Origin of the sequence: Streptomyces graminilatus, from assembly GCF_001418565.1 — a bacterium.
In the GTDB taxonomy this organism is placed as follows: Bacteria; Actinomycetota; Actinomycetes; order Streptomycetales; family Streptomycetaceae; genus Streptomyces; species Streptomyces graminilatus.
The window spans coordinates 1-11,384 of record NZ_LIQQ01000431.1; the positions used below are offsets into that span (position 1 = coordinate 1).

At 69.6% G+C, this 11,384-nt stretch carries 10 protein-coding genes; 6 read left to right on the plus strand and 4 right to left on the minus strand.

Annotated features, from left to right (window positions below):
- Both AOK08_RS31500 and AOK08_RS31505 read left to right on the plus strand, forming a co-directional pair.
- On the plus strand, positions 1-731 hold a 731-nt coding region (locus AOK08_RS31500; protein WP_055532432.1), incomplete at its 5' end, for an ABC transporter permease.
- Between the two features lie 64 nt (positions 732-795).
- The gene (locus AOK08_RS31505) at positions 796-1,815 is read left to right on the plus strand and encodes a COX15/CtaA family protein (RefSeq protein WP_055532408.1); all 1,020 of its coding nucleotides are present in this window, start codon (positions 796-798) and stop codon (positions 1,813-1,815) included.
- 45 nt (positions 1,816-1,860) lie between these two features.
- Here the strand turns inward: AOK08_RS31505 and AOK08_RS31510 are convergent, their stop codons facing one another.
- The 4 genes from AOK08_RS31510 to AOK08_RS31525 form a co-directional block, all read right to left on the minus strand.
- A complete protein-coding gene (locus tag AOK08_RS31510; RefSeq protein ID WP_055532410.1) occupies positions 1,861-2,634 on the minus strand; it encodes a nucleotidyltransferase domain-containing protein in 774 nt (257 codons plus the stop codon).
- An 18-nt stretch (positions 2,635-2,652) separates the two neighbouring features.
- The gene (locus AOK08_RS31515; RefSeq protein WP_055532411.1) at positions 2,653-3,759 is read right to left on the minus strand and encodes an amidohydrolase family protein; all 1,107 of its coding nucleotides are present in this window, start codon (positions 3,757-3,759) and stop codon (positions 2,653-2,655) included.
- Positions 3,760-3,878: 119 nt separating this feature from the next.
- Positions 3,879-4,193 carry a hypothetical protein gene (locus AOK08_RS31520; protein WP_055532413.1) on the minus strand — a complete coding sequence of 105 codons (315 nt, stop codon included), beginning with the start codon at positions 4,191-4,193 and terminating at the stop codon, positions 3,879-3,881.
- Between the two features lie 140 nt (positions 4,194-4,333).
- On the minus strand, positions 4,334-5,287 hold the full coding sequence (locus tag AOK08_RS31525; protein WP_055532415.1) for a heme o synthase: 954 nt from the start codon (positions 5,285-5,287) through the stop codon (positions 4,334-4,336).
- Between the two features lie 359 nt (positions 5,288-5,646).
- Here AOK08_RS31525 and tkt point away from each other — a divergent pair, with 359 nt between their 5' ends.
- The 4 genes from tkt to opcA form a co-directional block, all read left to right on the plus strand.
- Positions 5,647-7,734 (plus strand): transketolase, encoded by a 2,088-nt coding sequence (gene tkt, locus AOK08_RS31530; RefSeq protein ID WP_055532417.1) that lies wholly within the window; start codon positions 5,647-5,649, stop codon positions 7,732-7,734.
- Between the two features lie 34 nt (positions 7,735-7,768).
- Positions 7,769-8,887 carry a transaldolase gene (gene tal, locus AOK08_RS31535; protein WP_055532419.1) on the plus strand — a complete coding sequence of 373 codons (1,119 nt, stop codon included), beginning with the start codon at positions 7,769-7,771 and terminating at the stop codon, positions 8,885-8,887.
- Positions 8,888-8,891: 4 nt separating this feature from the next.
- Positions 8,892-10,415 (plus strand): glucose-6-phosphate dehydrogenase, encoded by a 1,524-nt coding sequence (gene zwf, locus AOK08_RS31540; protein ID WP_055532421.1) that lies wholly within the window; start codon positions 8,892-8,894, stop codon positions 10,413-10,415.
- A partial coding sequence (opcA, locus tag AOK08_RS31545; RefSeq protein WP_055532430.1) for a glucose-6-phosphate dehydrogenase assembly protein OpcA occupies positions 10,412-11,384 on the plus strand: 973 nt, incomplete at its 3' end. The genes zwf and opcA, both read left to right, overlap by 4 nt.

Below are 11,384 nucleotides of genomic sequence, written 5' to 3' on the forward strand. Positions count from 1 at the left end.
CCCCCCTCCCCCGCATGATCGGGGCCCAGGCGGCCCTGGAGACGAGGATGCTGCTGCGCAACGGCGAGCAGCTGCTCCTGACGGTGGTCATCCCCACCCTGCTCCTGCTCCTGTTCGGCTCGGTGGACATCGTCGACACGGGCGCCGGGAAGGCGGTCGACTTCCTCGCCCCGGGCATCCTCGCGCTCGCGGTCATGTCCACGGCCTTCACCGGCCAGGCCATCGCCACGGGCTTCGAACGCCGGTACGGAGTCCTGAAGCGGCTCGCCTCGTCACCGCTCCCCCGCTGGGCCCTGATGACGGCGAAAACGGCATCGGTACTGGTCACCGAGATCCTCCAGGTCGCGCTCCTGACAGCGATCGCCTTCGCGCTCGGCTGGTCCCCGCACGGCAACCCCTTCGCCGTACTCCTTCTGCTGCTCCTCGGCACGGCCGCCTTCTCGGGCCTCGGCCTGCTGATGGCGGGCACCCTGAAGGCGGAGGCCACGCTGGCCGCCGCGAACCTCGTCTTCCTGCTGCTCCTGGTGGGCGGCGGAGTGATCGTCCCGCTGGACAAGTTCCCGTCCGGCGTCCAGGACGTACTGGCCTGGCTCCCGATCTCCGCCCTCTCGGACGGCCTGCGGGACGTGCTCCAGCACGGCGCCGCGATGCCGTGGGGCGACCTGGGGATCCTCGCGGTGTGGGCGGTCGTCGGGCTGACGGCGGCGGGCCGTTTCTTCCGCTGGGAGTAGACGGCAAAGTGAGCGAGGGACTGCGGGGACCCCTCGTGAAAGCGTGCACAAGCAGCCGCCTACGATGGGACGCGTGCCAAAGATGACCCCCGCCGAGGCCCTGTCCGCCCTGCGGAACCCGCTCGCCTTCATCGCCGCCCGCTGGACGCCGACCCCACGGACCGTGCGGCGTGCGGCGCTCGCCGCGCTCGTCATGTCGGTGGTCATCGTGGTCACGGGCGGTGCCGTACGGCTGACCGGCTCGGGCCTCGGCTGCCCGACCTGGCCGAAGTGCACCGCCGACTCCCTGACGACGACCAGCGCGATGGGCGTGCACGGCGCGATCGAGTTCACCAACCGCATGCTGACGTACGTGCTGTGCGCCGCGGTCGGCTGGGCGATCGTCGCCGCCCGCTCGGAGAAGCCGTACCGCCGCAGCCTGACCCGGCTCGGCTGGGCGCAGTTCTGGGTCGTCATGAGCAACGCGATCCTGGGTGGCATCGTCGTCCTGGTCGGCCTCAACCCGTACACGGTCGCGGCCCACTTCCTGCTCTCCTCGGCCCTGATCGCGGTCGCCGCGGTGATGTGGCAGCGCACGCGGGAGGGCGACGACGCTCCCCGCCCGCTGGTCGGCAAGGCTGTGCAGCAGTTGGTGTGGTTCCTGGTGGTCGCCTCGGTGCTGCTGATCGCGGTCGGCACGGTGGTGACCGGGTCGGGCCCGCACGCCGGCGACTCCCGGGAGATCGAGCGCATGCCGCTGGACTGGGAGAACGTCAGCAAGCTGCACGCGGTGCTCGCCTGGGTCGTGGTGACCCTGACGTTCGCCCTGTGGTTCGTCCTGAAGGCGGTCGACGCCCCCAAGGGCCCCCTGGACCGCACCCGGGACCTGTTCCTGATCCTGCTCAGCCAGGGGGTCATCGGGTACGTCCAGTACTTCACCAACCTCCCCGAGGTCCTGGTCGGCCTGCACATGCTCGGCTCGGCGCTGGTGTGGATCGCCGTACTGCGGGTCCTGCTCGCCCTGCGCGAGCGCACCGGGACCGCCGCCGCCCTGGCCGACGTACCCGGCCCCGCGACCGGGGCGACGGTCGGCACGCGCGCGTAGACGGAAAACGTGACGCACGCGTACGTGCGTCACGTTTTCAGGACGTCACGCGTACGACGCCACCAGCCGGTCGATCGCGCCGCCCAGGAAGTCACGCGTCAGCTCCGCACGCCGAGCAGGCCACCCGGCGTCGACGGGCCCGCTTCCCCGCCCGTACCGCCTCCGCGCGATGTCCTCCACGACCTCCACAGGCGCCCCCAGCCCCGGCAGCAGGTCCAGCGCCTCCCGCTTCGAGATCAGGCTGCCCTCCCGCACGGTCATGGTCGCGCGGGCGAACGTGACCATCCCCAGGTCGACCCAGACGTCCCGTGTCCAGAGCCGGGCCTTGTCCACGGTGGGCCGCCAGAAGTCGCGCTGCTCGCGTACGACGGAGTCGGTCAGTTGACGGTCCGACACCACCGGAAGCAGTTCCCCGGGTGCCTTCCCGTACAGCACCCGGCCGAAGGTGTGCAGCTCGCGTCGTGTGACCGGGGTGACGGTCCGCCGCCGCAGGTGACCGTGTGCCCAGGTGAGATGCCGTCGCTCGGGATCGGCCGCCGTCGCGCCGGTCGGATAGGAGCAGTGCAGCAGCGGGGCGAGCGGGTCGTCACGCAGACGGGCGTGCGCCCTCGCGACGTTCCAGACGGTGTCGGGCCCGATCGGTCCCTCCAGGACGGCGATCAGATCGAGGTCGCTGCGGCCCTCCTGGTAGTCGCCGCCGCCGAGCGAACCGTGGGCCCACACGGCGACCGGGGAGAGCTCTCGCAGCTCACCCAGGAAGCGGTCCAGCAAGGCGTCGGTGAGGGCATCCGTCGTCCGAGTCCCGTCGTGTGTCGTCATGGCCAGAGTCTTCACACCTCACCCCAGCCCGTACACGCGCCGCGCGTTGCCTGCCGAGATCAGACCGGCCACCCGTTGCGCGTCACCCAGCGACCACGCCCCCTCGGCGACCCAGCCGCCGAGCACCCGGCCGAGGGCCTCGCGGAAGAGGCGGGCGCCCACCACATGGAGCTCGGGCAGGCCATGGGCGCCACTGGAGAAGATGATCTTGCCGAAGGGAGCGAGTTCGAGGATCTCGGCGAGGACGGCGGCGGCCCGGGCACCGGTACGGACGAGCGCCGCGCCCAGGTCGGCGTACACATGCGGGAAGACCCCCGCGAGGTGGGCCGCGTGGCGGTGGTACGGATACCCGTGCAGCAGCACCAGGTCCGTGCCGAGCCCGGCCGTCGCGCGGACGAAGTCCGTGAGCAGGACCGGGTCGGCGCGGTCGGCGCGCAGGCCCGGTTCGCCCAGTCCGGCGTGCAGTTGGAGCGGCAGGCCCGAGGCGACCGCGATCCACAGCAGATGGCGCAGCAGCACCGGGTCACTGAGCGCGCCGCCGACCCGGCGCACGGCCAGCCAGCGGCCCGCCGCGCCCCGTACCTCCCCCGGTCCGGGCGGGTCGGGCGCCAGCGCGAGTCCGTGCCGTACGCCCGCCACCGAGGTGAAGGCCACGGCGTTCGTGGCCGCGCCGTGCACCGACTCGGCGAGGTTGGCGAGGAAGGACTCGACGGTGCCGGAGGTGTCGGCCACCTGTTCGGCCAGGAGTTCGAGCCGGACGATCTCATGGGCGTCGGCGGCTCCGGCGGAGGCCATCTCGCCGGGCCCGGTGAGGTCGCCGGGCAGCCCGGCGTCGACCAGATATGTCGTGATTCCGCTGCCGCGGAGCAGCCGCCGACCGGATTCCAGTACGCCGAGTTCACGGCGCCGGGCGAGATAACGGGCCGGGGAGGCGTGCGATTCCAGGCCGAGCAGTGGGGGGCACCAGCGCCGTACGGCGAATCCGGTCTGCGTGTCGAAGAGGGTGGTCCCGGCGGCGGGCGGCCCCTCGGTCCGCGCCAGCTGGGCCTCGAAGGTGCCGAGGCCCAGCTCTGTTCTCAGTACGCCGTGGCAGTACTGGTCCACGAGGGACGGCGTTTCGATCATCCGGGCTCCCCGTGTCTGGACCGTGTGCTTCCAAGGTCCTAACGGGTGAACCGACTGTCAGGTGCTGCTGTCGCACACCCCGTGGGAATGACCGACGACGATCGGCCACTCCCCGCACGTCACGGGTTGCTCGGACCGCCGACCTGGATTCCCGCCATGCGGCTCCATTCGTACGGTCCGGTCTTCACCTTGGCGGCGAACTCACCGTCGAAGTCCTCGTGGACGGTGATGCCGGCCTTCTCGACGGCCTGCTGGGCGATCTCGTACGTGGGGGCCACCAGGTCTCCCCAGCCGCCGTCCTCACCGACGAGCACGATCCGGGCCCCGCGCTCCCCGATGTACGCCACCTGCCCCTCGGCCCCGCCGTGCTGCTTGGCGAACCCGCAGATCTGCTTGGCGAGCTTGGCCACAGTGCGCTCTTGTGTGTCTGCCATACCGAAGATGCTACCGACGAGTAGATCGACTGGCGACGGCAGAGGCAAGTGGCCTTGGCCACGGCCCTGAAGGGGCGCGGGGAACCGCGCGACCAGCCCCCACCGGCCCGCAGGCGAAGCTGAAGCCGACTAACGAAACCTCACCGAAGGAAGGGATCCACAGCCACAGCCACAAACAGCAGCGACACATAGGTGATCGACCAGTGGAACAGCCGCATCTCCTTCAGCTTGCCCCCCGACACCTCAGCCCGTGCCCGACTCTGCAAGGCATGCGCCTCCCACAGCCACCAGCCACCCGCCGCCAGCGCCACCGCCGTGTAGAACCAGCCGGTGTAACCGAGCGGAGTGAGCAGCAGCGAGACGAAGACCATCGCCCAGCTGTAGGCGACGATCTGCCGGGCGACCGTCTTGTTCGAGGCGATGACCGGGAGCATCGGGACGCCCACGCGCGCGTAGTCGTCCTTCACCTTCATGGACAGCGGCCAGTAGTGCGGCGGGGTCCAGAAGAAGATGACCAGGAAGAGGATGAGCGGCGCCCAGGAGAGCGAGTTCGTGACGGCGGACCAGCCGATGAGGACCGGCATACAGCCCGCGATGCCGCCCCACACGATGTTCTGCGACGTACGCCGCTTGAGGATCATCGTGTAGACGACCACGTAGAAGAGGAGCGCGCCCAGGGACAGCCAGGCCGACAGCCAGTTGACCGTGAGCCCGAACAGGGCGGTGGAGACGACGGCGAGCGTGATGCCGAAGGCCAGGCACTCGCGCGGGCTGACCATGCCGGTGACCAGCGGACGCTGCGAGGTGCGGTCCATGAGGGCGTCGATGTCACGGTCGATGTACATGTTCAGCGCGTTGGCGCCGCCCGCGGAGAGGTAGCCGCCGAGGCAGGTGAGGAGGACCAGTCCCAGGTCCGGTACACCCTGCTGCGCCAGGAACATCACCGGAACCGTGGTGATGAGCAGCAGTTCGATGATCCGCGGCTTTGTGAGAGCCACGAACGCCATGACCCGGGCCCCGATCGGCCGACGGCTCGGGCTCTGGCTCGTCCCGATAATCCCCGCTGGACGGGATTCAACGGCCGTCACGCACACCCCTGACAGAGACATTCCAACAAGCCTCCGGCTGTGAAGTCCCGGCAAAGGCTCGCGCTTACCACGCCACTCTAGACGTTGCCCAGACCCCGCCCTTCGCGGGGGTGGGGTCGTGTTGGGGGGTGCTTTGTGATGGGCGCGACGCCGCTCCATTGAGCACGGGGACGGCCCGCTTCGTATTGCAGTCCGTAAGCGGTGGGGAGGCGAGGACGATGCGGTCCCGCCAGTCTGGAATGACTCGAAATACCGCACGTTGTTACGAGGGTAGGCTCGACAAAGGCCGAGGGTGTCAGCCCCCGGCAGCCGGTGGACACCGAGGACGCCGGCACTAGACATGTGGAGAGGAGCCCTGACCCAGGGTGAGCACCAAGCCGACCACCACAGACCTCGAGTGGACCGAGCTGGACCAGCGGGCTGTCGACACCGCCCGCGTCCTGGCCGCCGATGCCGTACAGAAGGTCGGTAACGGCCATCCCGGTACGGCGATGAGCCTGGCCCCCGCCGCGTACACCCTCTTCCAGAAGGTGATGCGGCACGACCCGGCGGACGCCGACTGGGTCGGGCGCGACCGTTTCGTACTGTCCGCCGGTCACTCGTCCCTGACCCTCTACACCCAGCTCTACCTGGCCGGTTTCGGCCTGGAGCTGGACGACCTGAAGGCGTTCAGGACGTGGGGTTCCAAGACCCCCGGCCACCCCGAGTACGGGCACACGACGGGCGTCGAGACGACGACCGGTCCGCTCGGCCAGGGTGTCGCCAACGCCGTCGGCATGGCCATGGCCGCCCGCTACGAGCGCGGTCTGTTCGACCCGGAGGCCCCCGGAGGGGAGTCCCCGTTCGACCACTTCATCTTCGCCATCGCCGGTGACGGCTGCCTCCAGGAGGGCATCTCCGCGGAGGCGTCCTCGCTGGCCGGCCACCAGAAGCTCGGCAACCTGGTCCTGCTGTGGGACGACAACCACATCTCGATCGAGGGCGACACGGAGACGGCCGTCTCCGAGGACGTCGTCAAGCGGTACGAGGCGTACGGCTGGCACGTGCAGCGGATCGCCCCGAAGCCGGACGGCGACCTCGACCCGCACGCCATCTACAACGCCGTCCAGGCCGCCAAGGCGGTCACGGACAAGCCGTCGTTCATCGCGATGCGCTCGATCATCGCCTGGCCGGCCCCGAACGCCCAGAACACCGAGGCCGCGCACGGCTCGGCGCTCGGCGACGACGAGGTCGCGGCCACCAAGCGTGTCCTCGGCTTCGACCCGGAGCAGTCCTTCGAGGTCTCGGACGCGGTGCTCGGCCACACGCGTGAGGCTCTGGAGCGCGGGCGCCAGGCGAAGGCCGAATGGGAGAAGTCGTTCCAGGAGTGGCGCGACAACAACGCGGAGCGCGCAGCCGAGTTCGACCGTATCTCCGCGGGTGAACTGCCCACGGGCTGGGAGGAGAAGCTCCCGGTCTTCGAGGCGGGCAAGGGTGTCGCCACGCGTGCCGCGTCCGGCAAGGTCCTCCAGGCCCTGGGCGCTGTCATCCCGGAGCTGTGGGGCGGCTCGGCCGACCTGGCCGGCTCGAACAACACCACGATCGACGCGTCGAGTTCGTTCCTCCCGGCGGACAACCCGCTGCCGGAGGCGGACCCTTACGGCCGCACGATCCACTTCGGTATCCGCGAGCACTCGATGGCCGCCGAGATGAACGGCATCGCCCTGCACGGCAACACCCGTGTCTACGGCGGTACTTTCCTCGTGTTCTCCGACTACATGCGCAACGCGGTACGCCTGTCCGCGCTGATGCACGTGCCGGTGACGTACGTGTGGACGCACGACTCCATCGGTCTCGGCGAGGACGGCCCGACGCACCAGCCGGTCGAACACCTGGCCACGCTGCGCGCCATCCCGGGCCTGAACGTCGTCCGTCCGGCCGACGCCAACGAGACGGCCATCGCCTGGCGCGAGATCCTCAAGCGGTACACCAAGGTCTTCGGCAAGGGCGCCCCGCACGGCCTCGCGCTGACCCGCCAGGGCGTACCGACGTACGAGGCCAACGAGGATGCCGCCAAGGGCGGTTACGTCCTCTTCGAGGCCGAGGGCGGCACGCCCGAGGTCATCCTCATCGCGACCGGCTCCGAGGTCCACGTGGCCGTCGGGGCGCGCGAGCAGCTCCAGGCGGAGGGGGTGCCGACGCGGGTCGTGTCGATGCCGTCCGTGGAGTGGTTCGAGGAGCAGGACCAGGAGTACCGGGAGAGCGTTCTGCTCCCGTCCGTCAAGGCGCGGGTCGCGGTCGAGGCCGGTATCGGTCTCACGTGGCACAAGTACGTCGGGGACGCGGGTCGCATCGTTTCCCTGGAGCACTTCGGCGCGTCGGCCGACGGCAAGGTCCTCTTCGAGGAGTTCGGCTTCACTGCCGAGAACGTCGCCGCAGTAGCCAAGGAATCGATCGCGGCGGCCCAGCGCTGACGCTGACATAACGACAAGTAGGAGATGCATTTCCATGACAGACGCACTCAAGCGCCTCTCCGAGGAAGGCGTCGCGATCTGGCTGGACGACCTGTCGCGCCAGCGGATCACGTCGGGCAACCTCGCCGAACTGATCGACCAGCAGCACGTGGTGGGCGTCACGACCAACCCGTCGATCTTCCAGAAGGCCATCAGCAGCGGTGACGGCTACGAGCAGCAGCTCACCGAGCTGGCCGCCCGCAAGGTCACCGTCGAAGAGGCGATCCGCATGATCACGACGGCGGACGTCCGTGACGCCGCCGACATCCTGCGGCCGGTCTTCGACTCGACCGAGGGCCAGGACGGCCGGGTGTCGATCGAGGTCGACCCCCGTCTCGCCCACGACACCACCGCGACCGTCGCCGAGGCCAAGCAGCTCGCCTGGCTGGTGGACCGTCCGAACACCCTGATCAAGATCCCGGCCACCAAGGCGGGTCTCCCGGCGATCACCGAGGTCATCGGCCTCGGGATCAGCGTCAACGTCACGCTGATCTTCTCGCTGGAGCGCTACCGCGAGGTCATGGAGGCGTACCTGGCCGGTCTGGAGAAGGCCAAGGACCGCGGCCTGGACCTGTCGAAGATCCACTCCGTGGCGTCCTTCTTCGTGTCCCGCGTGGACACCGAGATCGACAAGCGGATCGACGCGCTGGGCACCGACGAGGCCAAGGCCGCCCGCGGCAAGGCCGGTCTGGCCAACGCGCGGCTCGCCTACCAGGCGTACGAGGAGGTCTTCTCCACGGACCGCTGGGCGGCCCTGGACAAGGCGCAGGCCAACAAGCAGCGTCCGCTGTGGGCCTCGACCGGCGTCAAGGACCCGGCGTACAAGGACACCCTGTACGTGGACGACCTGGCCGCGCCGAACACCGTGAACACCATGCCGGAGGCGACCCTGTTCGCCACCGAGGACCACGGTCAGATCGTCGGCAACACCATCGCCGGTACGTACGAGCGCTCCCGTGCCGAACTCGACGCGGTCGAGAAGCTCGGGATCTCGTACGACGACGTGGTCCAGTTGCTGGAGGACGAGGGCGTCGAGAAGTTCGAGGCGTCCTGGAACGACCTGCTCAAGTCGACCGAGGCGGAACTGGCGCGCCTCGCCCCTTCGGAGGGCTGAACCCTTGTCAAGCAGCAACCCGCTGCGTGACCCCGCAGACCGACGGCTCCCGCGTATCGCGGGGCCGTCGGGCCTGGTCATCTTCGGGGTAACCGGCGACCTGTCACGCAAGAAGCTCATGCCTGCCGTGTACGACCTCGCCAACCGCGGGTTGCTGCCGCCGGGCTTCTCCCTGGTCGGCTTCGCCCGGCGCGAATGGGAGCACGAGGACTTCGCGGCCGAGGTCCACGACGCGGTCAAGGAGCACGCGCGTACGCCGTTCCGTGAGGAGGTCTGGCAGCAGCTCATCCAGGGGATGCGCTTCGTCCAGGGCACCTTCGACGACGACGAGTCCTTCGAGCGGCTGCGCTCGACGATCGAGGAGCTGGACAAGGCGCAGGGGACGGGCGGCAACTTCGCCTTCTACCTCTCCGTGCCGCCGTCCGCCTTCCCGGTGGTCATCAAGCAGCTGAAGAAGCACGGTCTGGCGGACCAGGACAACGGTTCCTGGCGGCGCGCGGTCATCGAGAAGCCCTTCGGCCACGACCTCAAGTCGGCGGAGGAGCTCAACTCGACGGTCGAGGAGGTCTTCGCCCCGGACCAGGTCTTCCGGATCGACCACTACCTCGGCAAGGAGACCGTCCAGAACATCCTGGCGCTCCGCTTCGCCAACCAGATGTTCGAGCCGATCTGGAACCGGTCCTTCGTGGACCACGTACAGATCACGATGGCCGAGGACATCGGCATCGGCGGCCGGGCCGGTTACTACGACGGCATCGGCGCGGCCCGTGACGTCATCCAGAACCACCTGCTCCAGCTGATGGCCCTCACGGCCATGGAGGAGCCGGCGTCCTTCGACGCCGACGCGCTGGCCGCCGAGAAGACGAAGGTCCTCGGCGCGGTCAAGCTGCCGCAGGACCTGGGCAAGGACACGGTCCGCGGGCAGTACGCGGCGGGCTGGCAGGGTGGCGAGAAAGCCATCGGCTACCTCCAGGAAGACGGTATCGACCCCCAGTCGAAGACCGACACCTACGCGGCCATCAAGGTCGAGGTCGACAACCGCCGCTGGGCGGGCGTCCCCTTCTACCTGCGCACCGGCAAGCGTCTGGGCCGCCGCGTCACCGAGATCGCGGTCGTCTTCCAGCGTGCCCCGCACTCCCCCTTCGACCACACGGCGACGGAGGAACTGGGCCAGAACGCGATCGTCATCCGCGTCCAGCCCGACGAGGGCATCACGGTCCGCTTCGGCTCCAAGGTGCCCGGCACCTCGATGGAGATCCGGGACGTGTCCATGGACTTCGCGTACGGCGAGTCGTTCACGGAGTCGAGCCCGGAGGCGTACGAGCGTCTGATCCTGGACGTCCTGCTCGGCGACTCCAACCTCTTCCCGCGCACCGAGGAGGTCGAACTGTCCTGGCGGATCCTCGACCCGATCGAGCAGTACTGGGACACGCACGGCAAGCCCGCGCAGTACCCCTCGGGCACGTGGGGCCCCGTCGAGGCGGACGAAATGCTCGAACGAGACGGACGGAGCTGGCGGCGCCCATGAAAATAGACCTCACGGACACCACGGCCAGCAAGGTCAACAAGGCGCTGGTGAAGGGCCGCCGGGCCATCGGCACACCGGCCGTCGGCATGGTTTTGACCCTCGTCATCGTCACCGACGAGGAGAACGCGTACGACGCCCTGAAGGCGGCGAACGACGCCTCGCGCGAGCACCCCTCGCGCACCCTGGTGGTCGTCAAGCGCGTCTCCCGCTCGCACCGCGACCGTACGACGTCCCGCCTCGACGCCGAGCTGAGGATCGGCGCGGACGCGGGCAGCGGCGAGACGATCGTCCTGCGCCTGTACGGCGAGGTCGTCGACCACGCCGACTCGGTGGTCCTTCCCCTCCTCCTGCCGGACGCCCCTGTGGTCGTCTGGTGGCCGGTGAACGCCCCGCTGGACCCGGCGAAGGACCCGCTGGGCGCCCTGGCGCAGCGCAGGGTGACGGACACCTACGCGGCCGAGCAGCCGGTACGGGAACTGGCGGCGCGCGCGGACGCGTACACGCCGGGCGACACGGACCTCTCGTGGACACGTATCACCCCGTGGCGTTCGATGCTGGCCGCCGCCCTGGACCAGGTCACCTGCGAGGTGGACGCGGTCGAGGTGGAGGGCGAGGAGTTCAACCCGAGCTGCGAGCTGCTGGCGATGTGGCTGGCGGACCGGCTGGACGTCCCGGTGAAGCGTTCCCTGTCCTCGGGACCCGGCCTGACGGCGGTCCGCATGCGGACGAGCACGGGCCCGATCACCCTGGACCGCGCCGACGGCTCCCTGGCGACCCTCTCCATCCAGGGCCAGCCCGACCGCGCGGTGGCGCTCAAGCGCCGTGAGACGGCCGAGCTGATGGCGGAGGAACTGCGCCGCCTGGACCCGGACGACACGTACGCGTCGGCGCTGCGTTTCGGAGTGGACCGCCTGAACGCTCCGGTGACACCGGCGCCCAAGCCGACACCGACGGCTACGGCTACGGCTA

Coding starts and splice junctions, on each gene's coding strand:
- AOK08_RS31505 (WP_055532408.1), top strand. CDS start 796: ATGGGACGCGTGCCAAAGATGACCCCCGCCGAGGCCCTGTCCGCCCTG.
- AOK08_RS31510 (WP_055532410.1), bottom strand. CDS start 2,634: ATGACGACACACGACGGGACTCGGACGACGGATGCCCTCACCGACGCC.
- AOK08_RS31515 (WP_055532411.1), bottom strand. CDS start 3,759: ATGATCGAAACGCCGTCCCTCGTGGACCAGTACTGCCACGGCGTACTG.
- AOK08_RS31520 (WP_055532413.1), bottom strand. CDS start 4,193: ATGGCAGACACACAAGAGCGCACTGTGGCCAAGCTCGCCAAGCAGATC.
- tal (WP_055532419.1), top strand. CDS start 7,769: ATGACAGACGCACTCAAGCGCCTCTCCGAGGAAGGCGTCGCGATCTGG.